The organism is Dyadobacter endophyticus (assembly GCF_014641595.1).
GTDB classification, from domain to species: domain Bacteria; phylum Bacteroidota; class Bacteroidia; order Cytophagales; family Spirosomataceae; genus Dyadobacter; species Dyadobacter endophyticus.
Genome location: NZ_BMIA01000005.1, coordinates 314,319 through 338,315, shown reverse-complemented (window position 1 = coordinate 338,315; position 23,997 = coordinate 314,319). Strand labels below are relative to the sequence as shown.

The window sequence follows — 23,997 nt, the reverse complement described above, 5'->3', positions numbered from 1 at the left end:
ATCGATTTTTTTGCAAAAATAGAATAGTTGTTGGTTTTCTTCAGGATGCAACACCATTTCAACGATTTTAACAATGTTTTATTTGTGTGGATATGATTTTTTAGAAACGCGGCAAATCTTCCTTATCATTGTGTAGTCAAATAGCGCCACAGAAAATGATTTCGAGTAACCAGCTACGGTTTTCTTATTCCGCTCAGAAAAAATTCAGCTTCCCCGACATTCATTGCAATGATAAAGAAACGCTCCTGATTCTCGGTCAGTCGGGAAAGGGAAAGACTACATTGCTGCATCTGCTCGCATTACTACTTACACCCGAATCCGGCGACGTGGCCATCGCGGGCAAATCGGTCAGAAACCTGACGCCGCAGGAAATTACTGCTACCCGGGCCAAAAACATCGGCATAATCTACCAACGGCCGCATTTTGTGAGTTCGCTTTCCGTGATGGATAACATTCTGCTGTCCAACTACCTGGCCAATCAGCAGGAAGACCGGCAAAAAGCGCGGCATTTGGCCGAACAGCTGGGGTTTGCGGATCATTTGTCCAAAAAAACGAACCAGCTCAGCCAGGGCGAACAGCAGCGCGTAAGCATTGCGCGTTCGCTGATGAACAACCCCAATATCATCCTTGCCGATGAGCCTACGTCAAGCCTGGACGACGACAACTGCCAGCGTGTGATACAGCTTTTGAAGAAACAATCCGCGCAGATTGGCGCGAGCCTGGTGGTGGTTACCCACGACCAGCGCCTCAAAGACGAGTTTTCGAACCAGGTTTTTCTGTAAATTATATGAACCTCTTCAAGATCAGCGTTGCCAACCTCAGGGAAAAGAAGCTGAACAGCTTTTTGAGTGCCTTGCTACTAACCCTCGGCATTGGCATGATCTCCCTGCTTTTGCTCCTCAATAAACAGCTCGACGAGCAGTTCAAGCGCAATCTGAAAGGCATCGATATGGTGGTAGGTGCCAAAGGCAGCCCGTTGCAGGTGATCCTTTCGAGTATTTATCAGATTGACGCACCTACCGGCAACATTCCACTGGCCGAGGTGAATGCGTTGCGGAAGAATCCGTTTGTAAAAACGGTCATCCCGCTCTCGATGGGCGATAATTACCAGGGCTTCCGCATTCTGGGAACGACGCCGAAATACGTCGAGCACTTCAATGCAAAACTGGCCGAAGGACATTTATATAACGCATCCATGGAGGTGACGATCGGCAGTAAGGTCGCGCGGGATTCGAAACTGAAAATCGGCGACCAGTTTTCCGGTTCGCATGGACTGGATTCGGAAGGGGAGAAGCATGAGGACAAGAAATACAAGGTTACAGGCATATTCGAGCCGAGCGGCACGGTGATCGACCAGTTGATCATAACCCGGCTTTCGAGCGTATGGGACATTCATGAGCATTCGGACGAACCAAAACTGCCTGTTACGGCCGAGGTGGAGCATAGCCACAGCCAGACACACGTGGACCCGGAACCCGACGAAGAAGGAAAGGACGTGACCAGCGCATTGATCCAGTTCCGCAACCCGATGGGCCTGATGACCATTCCGCGTCAGATTAATGAAAACACCTCCATGCAGGCGGCATTACCTAGTATTGAAATCAATCGCTTGTTTTCATTGCTGGGCGTTGGTATCGAAACATTGCGCACCTTAGCCTTAATTATCATCTCCATTGCCGGTGTCAGCGTATTTATTTCTTTGTATAACTCGTTAAAAGACAGGAAATACGAAATGGCGCTTATGCTTTCGATGGGCGCGACGCGCACGAGGCTGTTCCTGATGCTGCTGATCGAAGGGCTATCGCTCGCCGTGATCGGATTTTTTGCGGGTATCATTGCCAGCCGGGTCGGTTTGTGGGTGTTTTCCAAATCGGCGGAGAAGGATTTTCATTATTCGCTGGGCAAATTTGCATTGCTGCCGGAGGAAATCTACCTGTTTTTCGGAGCTCTCATGATTGGCGTGGTAGCGGCAGCATTACCGTCGCTAGGCATTTACCGGCTGAATATCTCGCGGACATTGGCGGAGGAATAATAATGTGTGTAAATTTGTTAAACCGGTACAAATCATCGTAATACAAAATTGAAATACTAATGAAATCTGTCAAAATCAGCATATTGTTCTTCTGCATCGTTTCACTGCTTGCTTTCAAACCGGCGGTTGAACCGGTGAAACTGACGTGGGAAACCCTGCGGGACGTTACCTTCAAAAAGAAATGGTATGCCGAAGAGTCGATCTACATGCTGCATCCGACGTTCGGGCCAAGCGTGCAGAAGCTGAAAAACCAACAGGTTGCCATTACGGGTTATATTTTACCGGTCGACCTGGAAGCCAATTTGTACGTATTGTCTGCATTTCCGTTCAGCGCGTGCTTTTTTTGCGGCGGCGCAGGTCCGGAAACGGTCATGACCCTGAATTTCAAGAAGAAGGACGGGAAGAAATTTAAAACCGATGAACGGCTTACTTTTACAGGCACATTGAAACTCAATGCCGATGATATTTACCAGATGAACTACATTCTGGACGGGGCGGAGATCGTCAAATGATCATACCCCGATCAAACGCCAAACTCCTGAAATAAAGAACAATACAAGGCCTACGGGCGTGAGGACCTTCCAGCCCAGGTACATGAGCTGATCTACGCGCAGGCGCGGTAGCGTCCAGCGCACCCACATCTGTATCAGAATGCCGAATAATGCCTTGGACAGCAGCCAGAATATGCCCGTAACGTAGCCAAACCACGTTCCCGGTTCACCGCTGGTCCAGTCAGCCAGTTTTACCGGACCCATGTTGGGCAGTGGCGTGTTCCAGCTTCCAAGAAAAAGAATAGCGCCCAGCAGCGACACCAGCAGCATCATACCATATTCCGAAAGCATGAACAATGCCCAGCGCATCCCTGAATATTCGGTGTGAAAACCTGCTACCAGCTCCGATTCGCCTTCGGGAAGGTCGAAGGGTGCACGGTTACATTCGGCGAGTGAAGCAATGAAGAAAACAACGTAGGCGATCAGCAAGAATGGGTTGCGTACGATATTCCAGGAAAGAAATCCCCCTACGCTTGTCACATCGATGCCCAGTTCCCGTATCCCGAAAAGGTAAACCGTTTCCGGGGAGAAAATGCCTTGCTGATAGCTGATAACCTGCAAATCGAGCGTCTGCGTAAGCATGATCACACACAATATGGAAAGGCCCAGCGGTATTTCGTAAGACACGATCTGCGCCACGGCGCGCATCGCGCCGTACAATGCAAACTTGTTATTGGAACCCCATCCGGCCATCAGCAGACCGATTACGTCTACGGAAACGATCGTCAGCAGGAAGAATACACCCACTGCTGCACCCGAGCCCGCCAGTTCCGGAGCAAGTGGTACTACCGCAAATCCTGCAAAAACAGATATGAAAATGATAAACGGGGCGATCAGAAACAGCCGCCGGTCGGCGGCTTTGGGTACAATATCTTCTTTTTGAAGCAGTTTGAGCAAATCAGCGAACAGCTGCAACAATCCCCATTTCCCTACTTCCATAGGCCCCAGACGATCCTGAATGAAGGCCGAAACCTTCCGTTCGAGGTATACGCCGATGACGACAAAACCGGGCACCAACAGTAGGAAAATGATGAGCGTAAAAGGCATTAAATGCTATCTGAACAATGGTTTGACGCAAAAGTAAGTAAAAAACTTACTCTTCTTCGTCCGTCTGCCCCTTATATCCCGATTCCTGCAAAATTCGGCCGGCATTGTCAATCGCCATCAATTGAGGCAGCGTAGTGTCCGGGTTCTCCGCCAAAAAACGGCTCACGATCCGCCAACCGACCCATCGGCCGATGGCGCCCGGTACCTTGTTGCCAATTTCGGTCGTAAATGGACGGTCGTCGATGAATTTTCGTTTTTTCAGATCGCTTTTTTCGTACAGGAGCTTACTGGAAATCAAATATGCCCAGATGTCGGTCTGGCTATTGTAGGTTTTGCTCAGATCTCCTTCCGAATAACCGATGATAAGGCTGTCGGGCGTTTGAGGCATTACCTCTTTTACAAATTCGTAGCCCTTGCCATAACCGATCATGTCGGAAAGCAATGTCTGGTCGCCGGCATTCATGTTATTGAACTGGTTCGATTCGAAGAAGATAATCGAGGGAACAATGTAATCGTGCTGGTAGCGGCGGAGTTGGTAATCATATACATTGGGCCGGTAACGTGCAGCCGGGCCACCGAAATAATCGAGGCCGATGACGATCAGCGAATCGGAAATGTAGAGGTCATTGCCGGTGAAGCCCGTGACTATAAAATTGACTTCGGGAATCCTGAATTGGGGATAATGGTATTTAATTTGCTTGAATGCATCCGAAAGCGGGTTCAGAATGCGCGTCTTACGGTCGCCGATGATCGAATCCAGTTGCGAGCGGAAGCCTTGTAAATCGGGGTTTTGCAGGATCGAAAACAAATGCGCAGCCAGTTTGGCCGGTTCCACGGGTGCATCTGTAAAATAGGCTTTTGCAAGATAGGGATGACGATCGAGGAACTTTTGTACATCTTCCACCGATTTGCAGGAGAACAGTTCCTCATCGAGATTCTTGGAAACGAGTTCAAACCGGATATTGCTGGTGTCGGCTTCCCGGCGCTGGTCCGTTTTACACGAGAATTGGAAGAAAGCTGCAACAAGAATGCACAATAAGGATTTGAAATAAACCATTTGGTGGAGAGAAATTATATGTCGGAACAAGTTTCAAAAGTAGAAAAAAAACGCATAAGCATCCTGGGCTGCGGCTGGCTCGGGTTTTCATTAGCTAAACGGTTACTGAGCAGCGGTATTACATCGGTCGTAAAAGGCAGTACTACTTCTGAGCACAAGCTCGATCAATTTGCGGCTGCGGGGATCGAGGGTTACCTGCTACCACTCAACCCGGAAGCGGGACTGAACGCAGGCATTTCCGAGCCGTTTTTCGAATCGGACATTATCGTTATTTCCATTCCGCCGCGCATGTCTCAGAATGTGGCCGGAAATTACGCCGCACAAATGCGGATGGTGGCCGAAGCAATCCGAAAGTCCCCGGTGAAGGAAGTTGTCTTTGTCAGCTCAACCGGCGTTTACCGGGATTTGAGCCAGAGGGCGGTTGAATCGGACGTACAATTGCCGGAGCATTCGGCCCAACCCGAAATGGTTGCCGCCGAAAATGCCATATCCGCATTAAGACCAGAAAAAGCGATTACTGTACTGAGATTGAGCGGATTGCTGGGGTACAACCGTATTCCGGGGAAGTATGTAAAAGGCCAAAAGGACCTGACTACCGGAGATATTCCCGTAAATTACATTCATCGCGACGATGCGGTGGGCATTATTCAAGCCATTATCCAGCAAGGTATTCAAAACGAAATATTGAATATCACCGCGCCGTTTCATCCAACACGCGCTGAGGTCTATGTGGATTCCTGTTCGCAATTCGGCTGGGAAGCGCCGACGTTCAAAATACCGGAACAGCGCCCGGCATTCAAATTGATTTCAGGGGATAAATTTTCAAAAACTTATCAATACGAATTCAAATACCCCGATCCGCTGCTGTTTCATTACCAGCTGGAAGACTTGTAAAGCAAAAAATCCGCAGGATCAACTCTGCGGATTTTATTATTTATTAACCAAAAAGTGTATTACTGAGCCCCTAGCAACTCGGTTAGCTTGGTTTCAAGCGCCGCGCCGCGAAGGTTTTTTGCAATGATTTTCCCTTCTTTATCGAGCAAGAATGTAGCCGGGATCGCATTGACGCCATAACTCTGCGCTACGCCCGAATTCCATTTCTTCAATTCCGACCCATGAAGCCAGGTCAGCTTGTCGCGCTCGATAGCTGTTTTCCAGGCCTTTTCGTTGTCGTCGAGCGATACGCCGAAGATATCGAAGCCCTTATCCTTGAATTTGCCGTACATGCGCACCACATTCGGGTTCTCCATCCGGCAAGGTCCGCACCACGAGGCCCAGAAGTCGATCAGCACATATTTGCCGCGCAACGAGGACAACGCGATTTGTTTGCCTTCAGGGCTGGCAAGTGTGAAGTCGGGGGCCTGCTCACCTACCGCAAGGCCGGCCATTCTCTTAACAGAACCTATAAAACCTTTTGCTAATGTAGGCACAGGATCTACTTTAGAATAATCGTCGGCCAGCTTTTTCAGAACGTCCAGGTCGCTTTCGGGTGTCAGGAAGTTGTTCGCTGCAAAAAGCGCGATGAGCGACGTGCCCATTTCGGGGATCATCTGGCGCAATGCGGTTACCCTTTCCTTCTCTGCGGCCTGGTAGGCCTGCTGTATTTCCTGAATTTTCTTGGTATCTTTTTTCTCTTCCGCAACCGCATATGCTTCGTTCCAACTCGTCACTTTTGCAGAAAACGATTGCATCAGCTGGTCGACTTTGGCATAATATTCCATGTTTTTGGAACCGGTGATGGACACCTTTCCGCCATTGCCTTTCTCGTCGCGCGTCGTGCCGTCGGCCGTTACATTAAATGTTTCCCCGCCTTCCACGAGCAAGGGGAATTTCTGTCTGTCGGCGATATTGATGGTGAAAAAGCTGCCGCGGTCCTTCTCAACACCTTTCAGAGCGAAACTGCCGTCGGCGCCCAGTTGCGCAGAATCGAGTTTAACAGAAGATCCCGCTGCTGTGGATTGCGACAGAATGACTTTTTCGCCTTTGGAGCCGTTTTTAACCTTTCCGTTGACGGTAAAGTCTTTCGGTTCGATCTGCGCCATGACCTGGAAGCTCAGCAACGCGCCGCCCAAAATCAATGCACTCTGTTGAATAAAATGCTTCATGATCTTCTGTAACTGATTATCAAATGTGTGACCTATAACTTTTGCGCCAGCAACTGGTTCACAAGCTTGGGATCTGCGGCTCCGTTCGACTTTTTCATCACTTCGCCGACAAACAATCCCATAAGCCCTTTTTTGCCTTTTTTATAGGCCTCAACTTTGTCCGGCATAGCGCTGATTACCTCATCTACCAACGTTTCAAGCTCGTTTGTATTGCTGTTTTGCAGCCAGTTATTTGACGCCGCGATCTCCGATGGCTGGCGGTTCGGCTCGGCCAGCATGACCGGGAAAACCTTCTGTGCAGCCACCGAATGGCTCACGGCACCAGACTCGTTCAGTTCGACGAGTGCCGCCAGGTTCCCGGCGCTGATCGGGAAATGCGCGATGTCGCCGTGGTGATCGTTCAGGTACGATTTCACCGGGCCCATCAGCCAGTTCGACACGGTTTTAAAATGGGTTGTTTTGGCACAAACAGCTTCGAAATATTCGGCCAGTTCGCGGGTATCGGTTAGTACCGCGGCATCGTAAGCCGGAATACCGTATTGTTTGACAAATTTTTCGCGCAGTTCGTGCGGTAATGCCGGCATGCTCGATTTGATGCTTTCAAGCCATTCATCAGACACCACTACCGGGCTCAGATCGGGATCGGGGAAATAGCGGTAGTCGTTCATGGTTTCCTTCACGCGCATGCCGTAAGTCTGCCCGGTTTCCACGTCGAACATCCGCGTTTCCTGCTGGATCGCCTCGCCGTTTTCGAGCATGGCAGCCTGCCGTTTTTCTTCGAACGCGATGGCCCGCATCATGTTGCGGATCGAGTTCATGTTTTTGATCTCGACTTTCGTACCATACTCGGCAGCGCCCTTCTTGCGCAGGGACACGTTCACGTCCGCGCGCAGGGAACCTTCTTCCATATTGCCGTCGCTGATGCCCAGGTAGCGCACCAGGCGGCGAATTTCGGTCACAAATGCTCCGGTTTCTTCCGCAGAACGCAAATCGGGTTCCGATACCATTTCTACGAGTGGTGTTCCGGCGCGGTTGTAATCGAGCATTGTTTCGGTATGGCTGCCGTCGTGCACCGATTTCCCTGCGTCTTCTTCCAAGTGGATATGGTGGAAACGAATGGTTTTCTCAATGAATTTACCGTCGTGCTTGAAGGAAATATTGACGCCGCCCTGGTCGCAGATCGGTTTTTTGTCCTGCGAAATCTGGTAACCCTTCGGAAGATCGGGGTAAAAGTAATTTTTGCGGTCGAAAATCGTCCTTTTGCTGATCGAACATCCGCAGGCAATACCGAGGCGGATGGCGTATTCAACGGCTTTTTTATTGACTTTGGGCAAAGTTCCCGGCAAAGCGATCGTCAGCGGACCGATATTGGTGTTGGGTTCTGTGCCGAAAATGTTGAAATCTCGGGTAAACAGCTTGGATTCCGTCAGAAGCTGACAATGTACTTCGAGGCCGATTACGGTTTCATAAGTGGCCAAAAGTTCATCGGTAACGTCAGCGGGGTGAATTGCGGTTTGACTCATATTATATTACTAATGCTTTCGCAAAGATACAAATACGGGCCGTCCATAGCATGAACGACCCGTATTTTATGGAATATAGCAGGTATTGCCGGTGATCAGAGCGAGTTGATCCAGTTGGCGATAACGACGATGTCAGCTTTTGGAACGTGAGCCAGAGGCGCCATCGGAGGATAGCCAGGCCAGTGCTCAGGTTTTGGATTGTGAACCAGTTCTACAATCTGGTCGGGCGTATATTTTTTCTTCGCTACTTCCGAATAAGCAGGGCCGATCACCTTGTCGTAAGCCTGGTGGCAAGCGAAGCAGGCATGTTTGTTCAACAATGCAGAAACATCGGCAGGAACTGGTTTACGTTTTGGGGCCGCTGCGGGTGCATCGGCTGCGGGAGCGGCTTTGGCGGTGGTATCACCGGGCGCTGCTGGCGTTGCCGCGGGTGCTGCCGCTTTTTCGGCTGCTGCCGCCGTTGCTTGTTCAGCTGCTGCTTTTCTATCGCTTTGAAGCTTCACCAGGGCTGATTCCTCACGCGCTTTGCTTCCTGAGCCGTACCATTGATCATATTTGTCACGGTCTTCTTTGGAAGAACAACCGATGAAGAAAGAGACTGCCAGGGCCATCACGGCCAAAGAAGCGCTTTTTTTGAGTGTCATTGTGTTAATTTTTAAGAATTTTCGCCAGATTAAGGTTGCGATACCAAATCAACCACGAAGAAAGCAAGTTTGCGTTAGATTTCCGTCATGCACAGGGCAGAAATTCGGACGATTCGTTCAAACTCCCGATTCTATCCTATTGTCCGACAATCGCTTATCCGGGAACAGCATTTATTAAAATCAGGAAAATTTCTTGTTTATTTGTCTGGAACTGTTGCGAGTAAAGTAAAATGTCTTTACTTTTGCACTCCTATTTGTAAAACGATGTAAAGCAATGGCTAAGAAAGGCAATAGAGTACAGGTCATATTGGAATGCACAGAACAAAAAGAAAGCGGTGTTCCAGGCATGTCACGTTACGTGACCACAAAAAATCGGAAAAATACGCCAGGCCGTATGGAATTGAAGAAATTCAACTCTTTCCTGAGACGTTATACACTCCACAAAGAAATTAAGTAAGTTCGTTTTGTTACCCGTTAACTGTCACGTGAAGCTGAACAATAACTGGGTAAGCGCGGAACAGTTAATCATTAACAATATAACTTCTAACTGATATACAGACATGGCAAAGAAAGTAGTTGCTACCCTGAAAAAAGAAGGCGGTAAAGCATTTGCGAAAGTGATCAAAGCCGTAAAATCTCCTAAAACAGGAGCTTATACCTTCAAAGAAGAAATCGTTCCCCTGGACGGTGTACAGGGTGCATTGAAAAACTAAGGTTATCCTAAGTTTTGATATTGAGTTATTAAAAAGTCCCTGTCCGGGACTTTTTTGTTTTATTTTTGAGCCATAAATGTATCATTACTATGGGTTTATTTGGCTTTTTTTCAAAGGAGAAAAAAGAAACATTAGATAAGGGCCTCGAGAAAACCAAGGATAGCTTCTTTGGCAAACTCTCGCGCGCCATCGTGGGTAAGACCACCATCGATGAGGACGTTCTGGATGAACTGGAAGATATATTGGTGAGCTCGGATGTGGGCGTGGAAACGACCGTAAAGATCATCAAGCGCATTGAAGAACGTGTAGCCAGAGATAAATATGCATCTACCGCCGAGCTCGACGGCATTTTGCGGGAGGAAATAGCTGCATTGCTCACGGAGAATAAATCGGTGGATATCCAGGACAGCTTCGAAACCGAGCATTTGCCGAAGCCGTATGTGATTATGGTTGTGGGGGTAAATGGGGTAGGTAAAACGACAACGATCGGTAAGCTGGCGCACCAGTTCCACCAACGCGGACACAAAGTGGTACTCGGCGCGGCGGATACCTTTCGCGCGGCGGCCGTAGATCAACTGAAACTCTGGGGCCAGCGCGTGAATGTGCCGGTAATAGACCATGGGATGAACACTGATCCATCGGCCGTAGCTTTCGATGCATTGAAAAAGGGCACTGAGACCGGCGCGGATGTGATCATCATCGACACCGCCGGCCGTTTACACACGAAAGTCAATCTGATGAACGAGCTTTCGAAGATCAAAAGGGTCATGCAAAAGATCATCCCCGACTCTCCGCATGAAGTTTTGCTCGTTCTCGACGGCAGTACCGGCCAGAATGCCGTGATCCAGGCGCGCGAGTTTACCAAAGTGACCGATATAACGGCATTAGCCATTACCAAACTTGACGGAACCGCGAAAGGCGGCGTTGTAATCGGTATTTCGGACGAATTCAAAATCCCGGTGAAATACATCGGCGTAGGCGAGAAAATGGACGATCTGCAGGTCTTCGACCGTGCAGAGTTTGTGGATTCGCTATTCAAGAAAATAGGATAATAGCCACTGGTCGGATATTGTAACCGTTCGGGCTGTTATTGTTTCAGCAATATTTAAAAGAGGTATCTTAGGGCAGGTTGTTCTCAGGTACCTCTTTTTTATGGAAACACTGATCATCTTTTTAGGCGTATTTGTGCCGGTTGGCTGGGGCATCTGGCGGCTGGTGCGGCACACAAGAGATACCATAGGTACGAATTCTCCGGTAAAGGTTAAGCGAAATTACCAGATCGACGCATGGGCGTATTTTTTGACGTTCGATAATGCCTTCTTGTGTTTAGTGCTGATAGCGGGCTCATTTTTTTTAGTGGCTGCATTCACAATCCCGATGGCGCCGGATACTGGCTACCCCTTTGTAGGAAGGCTGCTGCTGTTCAGTTTGAGTTGTATTATGATAGGACTTTCCCTGTATGTGTTGCTAATCGACGCAAATCACTGGAAGTACGCGGAGGGTGTAATCATTGAAACATTTCCGGAAGAGCACGAGCTGGAACTAACCTTCGGAGATTCGAGGCTAAGATTGAAAGAAGGCGATATCACACGAGTGCTGATCACGAGTAACGAAGGAGCTAAAATGCCGATTACCTATACCACCTATTACCTCGCAAACGGCGATTATTTCATTCTGCCCTATAAAATGCCCGGCGCGTGGGTCATTCAGGAGTATTTCAAGAAAATCCCGACCGAATTTAAGCGTAAGCGATTTCCTTTCATTCCATAGTGCTTCCTGTCTGATTTTTTCCGAACTTTGCACCCCATTTGGCCGTTCATTATCAGTCACTTTGATGTGAACGCCGCTCCAAACATTTAAAGCCGATAGCTGACAGCCGATAGCCGACAGCTCATTACAATGAAAACCAAAGGAATAGTCAAGAATAAAGTCAATATCGTGACGCTGGGTTGCTCCAAAAACCTCGTGGACTCGGAAGTGCTGTACACGCAGCTCAAAGGAAACGGGTTCGCAGTGGACCACGAATCTAAAAAGGATGATTCGCAGATTGTTGTGATCAATACTTGCGGGTTTATCGACAATGCGAAGGAGGAATCTATCAACACGATTTTGCGCTACGCCGATGCCAAAGCAGCCGGAATGGTGGATAAGGTTTATGTTACAGGTTGCTTGTCGCACCGGTACAAGGACGAGCTTTCGGTTGAAATACCCACAGTGGATGCCTGGTTCGGGACCAACGAGTTGCCGCGGCTACTCAAAACGTTGAAAGCCGATTACAAACATGAACTCGTAGGCGAGCGCCTGCTCACGACGCCAGCGCATTATGCGTACTTGAAAATCGCCGAAGGCTGCGACCGCCCGTGCTCGTTTTGCGCGATCCCGCTCATGCGCGGAGGACACGTTTCACGGTCGATCGAGGACCTGGTAAAAGAAGCCAAATCACTGGCGAAACGTGGTACCAAGGAGCTGATCCTCATTGCCCAGGACCTGACTTACTATGGCCTGGATATTTACAAAAAAAGAAACCTTTCCGACCTGCTCCGTAACCTTTCGGATGTGGAAGGCATTGACTGGATCCGTTTGCAATATGCTTATCCGGCAGGCTTCCCGATGGACGTGCTCGATGTGATGAACGAGCGCAGCAATATCGCCAGATATCTTGATATGCCGCTGCAATCGGGCTCTACGGAAATGTTGAAACTGATGCGTCGCGGCATTACCCGTGAAAAAACCGAAGCGCTCATCCATGCTATCCGCGACAAAGTGCCTGATATCGCATTGCGCACAACGCTGATCGTCGGTCATCCCGGCGAAACAGAAGCGCTTTTCGATGAAACTTACGAGTTTGTTGAAAAAATGCGTTTCGATCGCCTGGGTGCATTCCAATACTCGCATGAGGATAATACACATTCATTCACAATGCCGGACGATATCGACCCGGAAGTGAAGCAGGAGCGTGCCGACGCGATCATGGAATTGCAGCAGGGTATTTCGGCGGAACTTAACCAGGAGAAAATCGGCAAAACTTTCAAAGTGCTCTTCGACCGTAAGGAAGGCGGCTATTTCATCGGCCGTACCGAGTACGATTCACCCGAGGTCGACAATGAGGTACTCGTTCCGGCAAGCCAGTATGTGCGGTTGGGCGACTATGCGCAGGTGAAAGTAACTTCGGCCGAGGAATTTGACCTCTATGGTGAGGTGATTTCCTGATCCTATTTCCGGCAAATGCCGTCTTTACCTAAATTTGCCGATCATTTGAAAAAGAACAACTCTTAAAAAAGCATGTTACAACGTATTCAAACTATCTTCCTGGCAATGGTCGTCATTGGAATGGGTATTTTTCTCGCATTCCCGATCTGGTCGAAAGTAGCGTTAGCGGGAGGACAAAGTGCCGAACTGACGGCCCTGAAACTGCATCATCAGATCAACGAAGTGCAGTCCAATGTTCAGCCGGTATATTATCTCGTCGCGCTGGCAATCCTGGTGGCGGGTATAGGTGCCTATTCGATCCTGCAATTCAAAAACCGCGTGCTTCAATCGGCACTTTGTGCGGTTAATTCGATATTGCTAACGGTGCTCATGGGGCTCGTTATCTATTTTACTTTCTACAAAACTGCCAAGTTGTTCGATCCGGAACTGCCAGGCAAATACGATATCGGCTTCTACGGGCTGGTAGGCGCAATGCTCGCCAATGTTTTTGCCAACCGCTTCATCCGCAAAGACGAGCGCGCAGTGCAGCAATCGAAACGCTTCAGATAGTATAGTATGTCACGCCGAGCGGAGTCGAAGCGCGGTAACAGTACCGCGCTTCGACTCCGCTCGGCGTGACAACTGGGTTATACCAACCCCTCTCTCAGCAAATCGTGCAAATGCACAAAGCCCAGCGCCTTACCCTCTTCGACCACCACCACTTGCGTAATGCTTTTAGACTGCATTACTTCCAGTGCGTTCACCGCATATTCATCAGGAGAAACCGTAATCGGTGATTTTGTCATGATATCGCTGGCATGGAGATCCAGCAAGCCGGCTGCGCCATAAGTTTTTAGCATTCTGCGAAGATCGCCGTCGGTAATGATACCAGCCATATCGCCGTTTTCTGCGACTACCGCCGTTGCGCCCAGCCGTTTCGAGGTCATTTCGAGAATCACCTCCTGCAATGTCGCCTGCTCGTTCACAGTTGGTAATGCATTATGCGGGTAAATGTCGCAGACTTTAAGGTAAAGCCGCTTGCCGAGCGAGCCGCCGGGGTGGTACCGGGCGAAATCGTCGTGTGTAAAGCCGCGTGCTTCGAGCAGGCATATCGCGAGCGCATCGCCCAGGGCCATTGTCACCGAAGTGCTAGTTGTGGGTGCGAGGTTGAGGGGGTCCGCTTCCGCCGGAGCGTATGCATGAAGCGTAAGAATGCAGTTTTTGGCCAGGTAAGAGTCCTTGTTGCTTACCATCGCGATCATTTGCACACCGGTCCGTTTTAACAGGGGGACAAGCACTTTGATCTCGGGCGTATCGCCGCTTTTGGAGATGACGATCACCACGTCGTTGTCCTGAATCATACCCAGATCGCCGTGGATTGCGTCGGCCGCGTGCATAAATAATGCCGGCGTTCCGGTGGAGTTCAGCGTCGCTACAATCTTCTGTCCTACAATGGCGCTTTTACCCACACCAGAGACAACAACGCGTCCTCCGGAATGTAAAATGGCATATACGCATTTTTCAAATTCATCATCGATCAATTCAATCAGATTACGCAGCGCTTCTGCCTCCTGACGTAATACTTCTTTTGCGGTTGACTGAATATTTTTTATTAATTTCAAATCTGAAAGACAGTTTAAAGAGACAAAAAGTCATTATTTATTTCAAAGCGCAAAGATAGGGAAGTTTGGAATAACCATTTTGTGAACAGAGTATGGTACAGCAGGTTGATAAAGTCGTAACAGACACGTTAAAAGGGAAGCTTAAAGAAATATTTGGATACAGTCAGTTCCGCGGAGATCAGGAAGTTATCATACAAAATATCCTTTTAGGTAAAAATACATTTGTGATCATGCCCACGGGCGCAGGCAAGTCACTCTGCTACCAGCTTCCTGCCCTCGTCAGCGACGGACTGACCATCGTGATCTCGCCACTGATCGCCCTGATGAAAAACCAGGTCGACCAGCTTACTGCGTTCGGTATCAACGCTCAATTCCTGAATTCCACGCTTACCAAAGCTGAAATGACACGCGTCAAGACCGATGCGCTCGACGGAAGTCTCAAACTGCTTTACATTGCCCCTGAATCGCTTACGAAAGAAGATAATCTCGATTTTCTCAAAAGAGTACAAATCTCGTTCGTGGCTATCGACGAAGCCCACTGTATTTCGGAATGGGGCCACGATTTTCGTCCTGAATATCGCCGGATTTACGGAATTATAGAGAATATCGGCAAGCTACCGATTATTGCGCTCACGGCCACCGCTACGCCGAAAGTGCAGCAGGATATTCGTAAAAACCTGCAAATGGAAGAGGCTGAGACGTTTAAATCTTCTTTTAATCGGAAAAACCTCTACTACGAAATTCGTCCGAAAAAGGATGTCAAAAAGCAGCTGATCCGCTATATCCGTAACAACAAAGGGAAGTCGGGCATCGTGTATTGCCTGAGCCGGAAGACAGTAGAGGAAGTAGCGGAGCTTTTGAATGTCAACGACGTACGTGCATTACCGTATCATGCGGGCCTCGATGCCAATACACGGATGAGCAACCAGGACGCGTTCTTGAACGAGGAGTGCGACGTGATCGTGGCTACAATTGCATTCGGAATGGGGATCGACAAGCCTGACGTGCGTTTTGTGATCCATTATGATGTACCCAAGTCGCTGGAAGGCTATTATCAGGAAACAGGGCGTGCGGGCCGTGATGGGCTGGAAGGGAATTGTCTGATGTTTTACAGCTACGACGATATCCAGAAGCTCGAAAAATTCAATAAGGATAAAACCGTTACCGAACGCGACAATGCGCGCCATTTGCTGAATGAAATGGTAGCCTATTCGACCCTGGGCATTTGCCGTCGCCGGCAGCTATTGAGCTATTTCGGGGAATACCTCGAAAAAGATTGCGGCTTCTGCGACAATTGTAACAAGCCGACCGAGAAGCTGAAAGTGCAGGACGATGTGATCCTGATCCTTAAAGCGGTATCGCTGACAGAACAGCGCTTCGACGCCGACCATATTGCCGATCTGCTGACCGCCACCGACAATCAGTATGTGAAAAGCTACGAACACGATCAGCTGGAAGTTTCTGGTAAAGGTTTGGAACTGAATGAATCGCGTGATTACTGGGTGTCCGCGATACGCCAGCTGGTGATCCTGAATTACCTCGAAAAGGACATCGAGAATTACGGAGTGATCAGACTGGGTGAAAAAGGGGCCAAATACCTGAACGATCCTTACCCGGTTACGTTGCAAAAAGATCACAACTTCGACGAGGAGGAAGTGAAGCCGGAGGACGACGATAAGGAATCCGTGAATGGAAGCGGCAGTGCGCATGCTTACGACGAGGCGTTGCTCGGAATGCTGAAAGCGTTGCGTAAAAAGGTAGCGAAGGAGAAAAACCTGCCCCCATACGTAATCTTCCAGGACCCTTCGATGGAAGAAATGGCCACAACCTACCCTACCACCCAGCAGGAAATGGCGCAGATCAACGGCGTGGGAATGGGGAAGGTGCAGAAGTTCGGCCGGCCGTTTATCGAGCTCATTTCGCGTTATGTGGAGGAGAACGAGATTGAAACGGCGAAGGACGTGGTGATCAAATCCACGGTTAACAAATCTAAAATCAAGATTTTTATCATCCAGCAGGTCGACAGGAAGGTAAGTCTCGACGAGATTGCCGAAGTGAAGGACCTTGCCCTGGCTGACGTGATCGAAGAAGTAGAACACATTTGCTACTCCGGTACGAAGCTCAATCTGGATTATTATATCAACCAGGTGATCGACCGCGAGCGCCAGCAGGATATTTACGATTATTTTATGACCGCCGAGACCGACAACATCGGCACTGCGCTGAATGAATTTGAAGGCGAGGAAGTCAGTGAAGAAGAATTGCGGCTGATGCGGATCAAGTTTTTGTCGGAACTAGCCAACTAGCACCCCCGGAATACTTGCCGGACAATCAGTATTTTTGAATTTTTAAAACCTGTTATGAACATACTCATCTTGGGCTCGGGCGGAAGAGAACACGCTTTTGCCTGGAAAATAGCCCAAAGCCCTCTTTGCGACACCTTGTTTATGGCTCCCGGAAACGCCGGGACAGCGGGCGTGGCAACGAACCTATCCATTTCTTACAACGATTTTGACTCGATTGCCAACGCGGTAATTGAAAATAATGTCGAACTTGTGATCGTAGGCCCCGAAGAACCGCTGGTCAACGGAGTAGTCGATTATTTTAATGCCCGGGAAGACCTATCCAAAGTACGCATCATCGGCCCCGACAAGGCAGGTGCACAGCTGGAAGGCAGCAAAGACTTCTCCAAGCAATTCATGCAGAAATACGGCATTCCAACCGCTGCATCTCGGACATTCACGGCCGAAGAGCTGGAAGTAGGTTTGGAATACCTGGAAAACCAGTCGCTGCCGATCGTATTGAAAGCCGATGGCCTGGCCGCCGGCAAAGGGGTGATCATCGCCGAGAAGCATTCGGACGCCACGCAAGCGCTTCGCGAAATGCTGCTGGACGGCAAATTTGGCAAGGCGGGTAACAAAGTTGTCGTTGAACAATTCCTTAAAGGGATAGAATTGTCGGTATTCGTGCTTACTGATGGAGAGCACTACAAAATCCTGCCCGAAGCGAAGGATTACAAGCGTATCGGAGAGAACGATACAGGCCTCAACACGGGTGGAATGGGCGCCGTTTCGCCAGTGGTGTTCGCGGATACGAATTTTATCCGGAAAGTGGAAGAAAAGGTCGTTAAACCAACACTATACGGCCTTCAAACCGAGGGTATCAAATACGTGGGCTTTATTTTCATCGGTTTGATGAACATTAAAGGCGAGCCTTATGTGATTGAATACAACGTCCGGATGGGCGATCCCGAAACCGAAGTAGTAATCCCGCGTATCCAGTCGGATTTTGCAATGCTGATGGCATCGACTGCCAAAGGTACCCTGCAAGATTTCGATTTGCAGATCTCACCCCAAGTGGCCGTGACCACCGTAGTAGTGTCGGGCGGTTATCCTGAGGATTATGAAAAAGGAAAAGTGATTTCGGGAACAGAAAAAGTGGATGATGTGCATGTGTTTCATGCAGGTACCACTTTTAATGCAAACGCCGAAGTCGTGACAAACGGAGGACGGGTTATGGCATTGACCGGCCTGGCCAATTCCCTCGAAAACGCGGTGCACAAATCACAGCGGGCTGCACAGGCAGTGCAATATGAAGGGAAATATTTCCGGCACGATATTGGCGTGGATTTAATTCGTTATAACGATTGATGAAGCGGAGAAATTATGGGATGTGGATCATGTTCATCCGGGGGAGGCTGCGGTACTAATGGTACGGCCGTCGCCGGATGTGGAAGTAGTGGAAGCTGCGGAACAGGCGGATGCAATAAAATGAATGTTTTCGATTGGCTCAGTCATATGGACGTGCCGTCGGGACAGCGTTTTGATGTAGTCGAAGTCAAGTTCAAAGGAGGCAGAAAGGAATATTTCCGGAATATAAATCAGCTGGAATTCGTCACAGGCGACTATGTGGTTTGTGAAATGGCCTCCGGCCAGCATATTGGAACGGTATCGTTGCAGGGAGAGCTCGTGCGTTTGCAAATGAAGCGCAAGGCTGTCCAGATGAACGACGACCTGCATGTGATCTATCGTATCGCGACGGAGAAGGATCTCGACAAGTCCACACAGGCGATGGCGCGTGAAATGCCTACGCTCTACCGCACGCGTGAGATTATCCGGGATATGAAGCTCAACATGAAGCTTTCGGATGTGGAATACCAGTCGGACAATACCAAAACGACATTCTACTATTCTTCCGAAGAGCGTGTGGACTTCCGGGAACTCATCAAAATGCTGGCTTCGGAGTTCAAGGTGCGTATCGAAATGCGGCAGATCAGTCTGCGGCAGGAAGCGAGCCGTTTGGGCGGATTAGGCTCTTGCGGCCGCGAACTTTGCTGCTCGACGTGGCTCACCGATTTTAAGAATATTTCAACTGCTGCGGCGCGTTATCAGAACCTATCGCTAAACCCGGCGAAGCTTTCGGGGCAATGCGGGAGGCTGAAATGCTGCCTGAACTATGAGCTGGAAACGTACATCGACGCATTGCGGGATATCCCTGCGGTGGAGGCACCCCTGAAAACAAAAAAGGGCGTTGCTACATTGCAGAAGACGGATATTTTCAAGAAGATCATGTGGTTTGGGTTTGATAAGGATACGAACTGGTATCCTGTGCCCATCAACAAGGTCCTGGAAATTATTGAGTTGAATAAAAAGGATATTATCCCTGAATCACTCGAAATCCTGACGCCCGAGGCCGAAAAAGGTGCAGATAGAGTCCCCGGCAAACTGAACAGTGACCTGGAAAATCTGGACAAAAAGTACAGCGACGAGCAGAGGAAAAAGAAAAAGAAGAAGAGCCGTTCAGGTAAAAACCGTGGAAACGGCGGGCCTGAGAACAGCGTTGCTGAGAACCCGGGGAATGAGCCGGGAAACGGTAATCCCGGAAATGCGCCTTCAAACAAAAGTAACAACCAAAATCAGGGGCAACGGAACCGGGGCAATAACTCCGGGGAAGAGCCCAGAAACAGAGGCAATAACGGCGGAGAGGAACCTCGCAATAAAGGCAATAATCCGGGAGAAGAGCCGCGTAATAAAAGCAATAATCCCAACGAAGGCCAGCGGAATAAGGGGAATCAGGGCGGCGAGCCGAGAAATAAAGGGAACAACAACCCAAGTGGAGAGCCCCGGAATAAGGGCAACAACAACGAGGGAAACAGGAATAGTAACGAAGGAAACAGGAATAATAGGAACAACCGGAACAGGGGGCAACAGAAACCTTCCGGCGCTCCGTCGGGAGCCGGACCAAAACCTGGTGGAGCGCCTCCCGGAGGCGAAAACAACGGGTAATACTGTTTCCCAGAAATCCAATCGGGCCAGCTCATTCAAAGGCTGGCCCGTTTTTTAGCAATACCGCTTGTGAAAGAACACGTTGAAAAGCTGTACGCGCTGAGCCGCAAGCCCTCGCGCAGGATCATCGGGCTCATGTCCGGCACCTCGCTCGACGGGCTGGATGTGGCGCTTTGCCACGTCGTGGGGAGCGGCCCGGAAACGCGGCTGAAGGTGGAACACTTCAAGACTGTTCCTTATGAGGATGGTTTCAGGAACGCCGTGCGCGAGATTTTTGCTAAAAGGCAGATCGATTTTCAACAGCTTTGCTTGCTGAACCCCTTCATTGGTTTGCAACACGCACAAATGATCCTCGAATGCCTCTCAGAATGGGGGATTCCTACCTCGGAAGTCGATTTAATCGCGAGTCACGGGCAAACCGTTTTCCACGCCCCGCAAAAGCAGCACGGAATTGCAGGCTTTCCCAATGCAACATTACAAATCGGAGACGGTGACCATATTGCCGTCAAAACCGGTATCATTACCCTTAGCGATTTCAGGCAAAAACACATCGCAGCAGGCGGGGAAGGAGCACCGCTGGCCGTGTATGGCGATTATTTTCTGTTTTCTCAAAAGGGGGAGAGCAGGATATTGCTGAACATGGGCGGTATCGCAAACTTTACTTTCCTGCCCGGTAACCTCGACACCTCAGCCGTTTTTACCACCGACACCGGCCCCGGAAATACATTGATCGACGCATTTACACGCCTGCATTTCGGGAAGTCTTATGATGAAAATGGCAGCATTGCATCCAGCGGTGTCATCGATGAAGCGTTGCTGAAAGCACTTAAAGATTCACCGTTTTTTGAACAGCCTTTTCCGAAAACCACCGGTCCGGAGGTGTTCAGCGTGGATTACGTGAAAAATGCAATGCAGGTCTCGGGGCGTGGTGGGATTGCCCCCAACCACCTAATTGCTACTTTGACGCAATTCAGTGCGGAAGCGATCTCGGAAGCAATACGCGACGCGATGCCCGCAGGCGAAGCATTTGAAATGTACGCCAGCGGCGGCGGCGCGCATAACCCGGTGCTGATGAGCGCGATTGGTGAGTTACTTGGCCGCCATATTCGCCTGATCGATGAGCTGGGGGTGTCAGGTGACGCAAAGGAAGCGGTGTTGTTTGCGGTCCTGGCGAATGAGGCAGTTGCAGGGGAGGCCTTGTATTTCGGCGAAAAGAAAGGTGTCCCGGGCGTTTCAATGGGGAAAATATCCTTCCCCGGTTAAGTGAGAAAAAAGTATTTGAATATATGTACGACATTACCATTATAGGCGGCGGCATCGTAGGCCTTGCAACAGCGCTGAGGATCAAAGAGCAGAAACCTGCATTGAAGGTGCTTTTGCTCGAAAAGGAAAATGAGGTAGCCAAACACCAGACCGGCCATAACAGTGGTGTGATCCACTCAGGGCTTTATTATAAACCCGGCAGCCTGAAAGCGACCAATTGCATCCGCGGCTACCAGATGCTCATCGATTTCTGCGAGAAGGAAGGTGTCGCATATGATTTGTGTGGAAAAATAGTGGTAGCGACCACCGAAGAGCAGCGCCCGTTGCTGCGAAACCTGTTTGAGCGCGGAAATCAGAATGGATTGGTCGAGAACCGCATGATCTCCGAAGGGGAAATGAAAGAAATCGAGCCGCATGTGAAGGGACTTGAAGGCATTTGGGTGCCTTATACCGGCATAATCGATTACAAAACGGTCTGCGAAAAGTATGCGGAAAAATTTCGGCTACTCGATGGCGAAGTCGTTTTTGGCGAGAAGGTAACCAACGTAAAAAACCGCAATTCACATTCGGAAGTGGTTACGGCTACCGGGAAGATCTTTGAAACAAAACTCGTCGTGAACTGCGCGGGTTTGTATTCTGACAAAGTGGCCCAGCTTACGCAGCCAGAGAATATCAACGTCCGCATTATCCCTTTCCGAGGTGAGTATTACAAGATCCGTCCCGAGAAGCATTATCTCGTCAAAAACCTCATTTACCCGGTTCCTGATCCCAACTTCCCGTTCCTGGGCGTGCATTTTACGCGAATGATCGAGGGCGGGATTGAAGCGGGGCCGAATGCGGTTTTCGCGTTCAAAAGAGAGGGTTATGGCAAGCTGGACATTGATGTAACGGAGATGCTGGAATCGCTTTCGTGGCCGGGTTTTCAGAAGGTGGCGATGAAATACTGGCGTACCGGGTTAGGCGAATATTACCGCTCGTTTTCAAAAGCGGCATTCACCAAAGCCTTACAAGGCCTGATCCCCGAGATCCAGAGCGAAGACCTCATTCCCGGCGGCTCGGGCGTACGCGCCCAAGCATGCGACTACGACGGTGGTTTGCTGGATGATTTTTCCATTATCGAAAATAAAACGGCTATCAACGTGTGCAATGCACCATCCCCCGCGGCAACATCGTCGCTCTCCATCGGGCAGACGGTCTCTGAGAAAGTGTTGTCCAGATTTTAGGATTGATTTGCCCATAAAAGAAAAGAGGCCATTCCAATGCGGAATGGCCTCTTTTCTTTTATGTTTTAAGGATTACGCTGCTTTCTTCGTTTGCGCCACACCGAACATCACAAGGTGAATCAGGGCGAAAACCATGGAGAAGTAGTAAATACCCGTATCAGCACCTTCGGTTTGCAGGTGGTGGAAATAGGCGATAACGGCCAGCATAACAGCCAGTACGATACCCACCAGCGCCACCGTTTTGCTACCCGCTGCAATAGAGGCTGGTAACCTGTTCGACAGGAAGCTGTTTTTGATTCCATAATACAAATACACATCGAAACCGATGATCATCCACACGAACAGACGGATCCAGGTATCGAGCGGCAGGAACGCCATCATAAAGAAACAGGTGGCAACACCGAGTATCGGAACCAATGGCACGAGCGGTGTTTTGAATGCACGCGGCGCGTCCGGCATTTGCTTACGCATCACGATGATTCCGATACAAACAAGGATAAATGCGAACAATGTGCCGATACTGGTCATTTCTCCTACTACCCGCGCAGGTACGAATGCCGCGAAAAGGCTTACGAATACCAGGAACATGGTATTGTTTTTGACGGGTGTCTGGAATTTAGGGTGTACCGCCGAGAATACGCGTGGCAGCAAACCGTCTTTGCTCATGCTGAAAAACACGCGGCTCTGTCCCAAAAGCATTACCAGGATCACAGATGCGTATCCTGCAAGGATCGCCACGATAATCGCGCGGTTCAGCCAGGGGTAATCCGGGTGAATTGCGCCGCTGGCGTCAGGCGTGCCCATGGATTCGATCGCCACCGCAACCGGTGCGATACCGTCCTGGCCTTTGAATGAGGTGTATGGGGTTACACCGGTCATCACATGCGCAAAAAGAATATAAAGAACAGTACAGATTACCAGCGATCCCAGGATACCGATCGGCATGTCTTTTCTTGGATTTTTGGCCTCCTGCGCCGCGGTACTTACGGCGTCGAAACCAATGTAGGCGAAAAACACGATCGCGGCGGCCCGTATGATCCCGCTGAAACCATATTCACCAAATTTGCCCGTATTGTCGGGGATATAAGGTACGTAGTTCGATTCGTTGATGTATTTCCAGCCCAGGATGATGAAGATGATCACGACGGCTACTTTCAAGCCTACGATGACACCATTCACGGTTGCACTTTCCTGCGTTCCTTTCATCAGCAGCAAGCTCATCAGGATGACGATGAAGATAGCAGGCAGGTTGATGATCCCTCCATCCCACGGACCCACGGTGAGTGCCGTGGGTAAATGCACGTCGAAACCCTCACAAAACTTGACTAAATACCGGCTCCAGCTGATACTGACCGTGGCCGCACCCACCGCATATTCCAATACAAGGTCCCAGCCGATGATCCACGCGATAAACTCGCCCATGGTGGCGTAGGAGTAGGTGTAGGCGCTACCCGCAACCGGGATCATGGATGCGAATTCGGCATAGCACAGACCGGCGAATGCGCAGCCCAGTGCCGCTACGATAAAGGAGATGGTGATGGCAGGGCCAGCCTGGTTCGCGGCTGCTCCCCCCGTGATGGAAAATAGACCTGCGCCGATGATAGCACCAATCCCGAGCGCAACCAGGCTTCCGGGCCCTAGCGTGCGTTTGAGCTGGTTCCCCTCACCGGAGGACTCCTGCATTAGTTTTTCAAGTGGTTTCTTAATCCAGAGTTGACTTGCCATATATTAAGTTCGTTGTTG

At 49.7% G+C, this 23,997-nt stretch carries 22 protein-coding genes; 15 read left to right on the top strand and 7 right to left on the bottom strand.

The window, feature by feature from the left end; translation table 11 throughout:
• Nucleotides 1-155 precede the first annotated feature (155 nt).
• Genes IEY24_RS28365 through IEY24_RS28355 form a run of 3 tightly spaced genes read left to right on the top strand, consistent with a single transcriptional unit; the run spans nucleotide 156 to nucleotide 2,544 of the window.
• Entirely contained in the window at nucleotides 156-782 is a 627-nt protein-coding gene (locus IEY24_RS28365) for an ABC transporter ATP-binding protein (protein WP_188938658.1), read from the top strand.
• 5 nt (nucleotides 783-787) lie between these two features.
• Entirely contained in the window at nucleotides 788-2,032 is a 1,245-nt protein-coding gene (locus IEY24_RS28360; RefSeq protein WP_188938657.1) for an ABC transporter permease, read from the top strand.
• Between the two features lie 59 nt (nucleotides 2,033-2,091).
• Nucleotides 2,092-2,544 (top strand): DUF3299 domain-containing protein, encoded by a 453-nt coding sequence (locus IEY24_RS28355; protein WP_188938656.1) that lies wholly within the window; start codon nucleotides 2,092-2,094, stop codon nucleotides 2,542-2,544.
• On the opposite strand, the gene IEY24_RS28350 is transcribed toward IEY24_RS28355, so the two are convergent.
• Nucleotides 2,545-3,630 carry a complex I subunit 1/NuoH family protein gene (locus IEY24_RS28350; protein ID WP_188938655.1) on the bottom strand — a complete coding sequence of 362 codons (1,086 nt, stop codon included), beginning with the start codon at nucleotides 3,628-3,630 and terminating at the stop codon, nucleotides 2,545-2,547. It lies immediately after the preceding gene.
• A 46-nt stretch (nucleotides 3,631-3,676) separates the two neighbouring features.
• The gene (locus IEY24_RS28345) at nucleotides 3,677-4,687 is read right to left on the bottom strand and encodes a gliding motility protein GldB-related protein (protein ID WP_188938654.1); all 1,011 of its coding nucleotides are present in this window, start codon (nucleotides 4,685-4,687) and stop codon (nucleotides 3,677-3,679) included.
• A 3-nt stretch (nucleotides 4,688-4,690) separates the two neighbouring features.
• Here IEY24_RS28345 and IEY24_RS28340 point away from each other — a divergent pair, with 3 nt between their 5' ends.
• Entirely contained in the window at nucleotides 4,691-5,581 is an 891-nt protein-coding gene (locus IEY24_RS28340) for an NAD(P)-binding domain-containing protein (protein ID WP_229223310.1), read from the top strand.
• Nucleotides 5,582-5,640: 59 nt separating this feature from the next.
• Here the strand turns inward: IEY24_RS28340 and IEY24_RS28335 are convergent, their stop codons facing one another.
• The 3 genes from IEY24_RS28335 to IEY24_RS28325 all read right to left on the bottom strand — a co-directional run bounded on the left by IEY24_RS28335 (nucleotide 5,641) and on the right by IEY24_RS28325 (nucleotide 8,959).
• On the bottom strand, nucleotides 5,641-6,792 hold the full coding sequence (locus tag IEY24_RS28335; protein WP_229223309.1) for a TlpA disulfide reductase family protein: 1,152 nt from the start codon (nucleotides 6,790-6,792) through the stop codon (nucleotides 5,641-5,643).
• A 32-nt stretch (nucleotides 6,793-6,824) separates the two neighbouring features.
• Nucleotides 6,825-8,315 (bottom strand): Asp-tRNA(Asn)/Glu-tRNA(Gln) amidotransferase subunit GatB, encoded by a 1,491-nt coding sequence (gatB, locus tag IEY24_RS28330; RefSeq protein WP_188938652.1) that lies wholly within the window; start codon nucleotides 8,313-8,315, stop codon nucleotides 6,825-6,827.
• Between the two features lie 95 nt (nucleotides 8,316-8,410).
• On the bottom strand, nucleotides 8,411-8,959 hold the full coding sequence (locus tag IEY24_RS28325) for a c-type cytochrome (RefSeq protein ID WP_188938651.1): 549 nt from the start codon (nucleotides 8,957-8,959) through the stop codon (nucleotides 8,411-8,413).
• 274 nt (nucleotides 8,960-9,233) lie between these two features.
• Between IEY24_RS28325 and rpmG the strand changes: the two genes are divergently transcribed.
• From rpmG to IEY24_RS28295, 6 genes are all read left to right on the top strand, one after another.
• Nucleotides 9,234-9,416, top strand: coding sequence for a 50S ribosomal protein L33 (gene rpmG / locus IEY24_RS28320; protein WP_015813060.1), 183 nt, complete (start codon nucleotides 9,234-9,236; stop codon nucleotides 9,414-9,416).
• A gap of 103 nt (nucleotides 9,417-9,519) precedes the next feature.
• Nucleotides 9,520-9,672, top strand: coding sequence for a DUF4295 domain-containing protein (locus tag IEY24_RS28315; protein WP_015813059.1), 153 nt, complete (start codon nucleotides 9,520-9,522; stop codon nucleotides 9,670-9,672).
• An 89-nt stretch (nucleotides 9,673-9,761) separates the two neighbouring features.
• Nucleotides 9,762-10,724 (top strand): signal recognition particle-docking protein FtsY, encoded by a 963-nt coding sequence (ftsY, locus tag IEY24_RS28310; protein ID WP_188938650.1) that lies wholly within the window; start codon nucleotides 9,762-9,764, stop codon nucleotides 10,722-10,724.
• A 100-nt stretch (nucleotides 10,725-10,824) separates the two neighbouring features.
• The gene (locus tag IEY24_RS28305) at nucleotides 10,825-11,442 is read left to right on the top strand and encodes a PH domain-containing protein (RefSeq protein WP_188938649.1); all 618 of its coding nucleotides are present in this window, start codon (nucleotides 10,825-10,827) and stop codon (nucleotides 11,440-11,442) included.
• 129 nt (nucleotides 11,443-11,571) lie between these two features.
• On the top strand, nucleotides 11,572-12,882 hold the full coding sequence (gene rimO, locus IEY24_RS28300) for a 30S ribosomal protein S12 methylthiotransferase RimO (protein WP_188938648.1): 1,311 nt from the start codon (nucleotides 11,572-11,574) through the stop codon (nucleotides 12,880-12,882).
• Nucleotides 12,883-12,954: 72 nt separating this feature from the next.
• Nucleotides 12,955-13,431, top strand: coding sequence for a DUF4293 domain-containing protein (locus tag IEY24_RS28295; RefSeq protein ID WP_188938647.1), 477 nt, complete (start codon nucleotides 12,955-12,957; stop codon nucleotides 13,429-13,431).
• 77 nt (nucleotides 13,432-13,508) lie between these two features.
• Here the strand turns inward: IEY24_RS28295 and IEY24_RS28290 are convergent, their stop codons facing one another.
• Entirely contained in the window at nucleotides 13,509-14,483 is a 975-nt protein-coding gene (locus tag IEY24_RS28290; RefSeq protein ID WP_188938646.1) for a KpsF/GutQ family sugar-phosphate isomerase, read from the bottom strand.
• A 92-nt stretch (nucleotides 14,484-14,575) separates the two neighbouring features.
• Between IEY24_RS28290 and recQ the strand changes: the two genes are divergently transcribed.
• The 5 genes from recQ (at nucleotide 14,576) to lhgD (ending at nucleotide 22,254) form a co-directional block, all read left to right on the top strand.
• Nucleotides 14,576-16,789, top strand: coding sequence for a DNA helicase RecQ (gene recQ, locus IEY24_RS28285; protein WP_188938645.1), 2,214 nt, complete (start codon nucleotides 14,576-14,578; stop codon nucleotides 16,787-16,789).
• A gap of 54 nt (nucleotides 16,790-16,843) precedes the next feature.
• Nucleotides 16,844-18,133 carry a phosphoribosylamine--glycine ligase gene (gene purD / locus IEY24_RS28280; RefSeq protein WP_188938644.1) on the top strand — a complete coding sequence of 430 codons (1,290 nt, stop codon included), beginning with the start codon at nucleotides 16,844-16,846 and terminating at the stop codon, nucleotides 18,131-18,133.
• A gap of 120 nt (nucleotides 18,134-18,253) precedes the next feature.
• Nucleotides 18,254-19,768, top strand: a complete 1,515-nt coding sequence (locus tag IEY24_RS28275; RefSeq protein ID WP_229223308.1) for a PSP1 domain-containing protein — start codon at nucleotides 18,254-18,256, stop codon at nucleotides 19,766-19,768.
• Nucleotides 19,769-19,837: 69 nt separating this feature from the next.
• Nucleotides 19,838-21,031, top strand: coding sequence for an anhydro-N-acetylmuramic acid kinase (locus tag IEY24_RS28270; RefSeq protein ID WP_188938643.1), 1,194 nt, complete (start codon nucleotides 19,838-19,840; stop codon nucleotides 21,029-21,031).
• A gap of 23 nt (nucleotides 21,032-21,054) precedes the next feature.
• Nucleotides 21,055-22,254 (top strand): L-2-hydroxyglutarate dehydrogenase, encoded by a 1,200-nt coding sequence (gene lhgD / locus IEY24_RS28265; RefSeq protein ID WP_188938642.1) that lies wholly within the window; start codon nucleotides 21,055-21,057, stop codon nucleotides 22,252-22,254.
• A gap of 72 nt (nucleotides 22,255-22,326) precedes the next feature.
• On the opposite strand, the gene IEY24_RS28260 is transcribed toward lhgD, so the two are convergent.
• On the bottom strand, nucleotides 22,327-23,979 hold the full coding sequence (locus IEY24_RS28260; protein ID WP_188938641.1) for an amino acid permease: 1,653 nt from the start codon (nucleotides 23,977-23,979) through the stop codon (nucleotides 22,327-22,329).
• Nucleotides 23,980-23,997 lie beyond the last annotated feature (18 nt).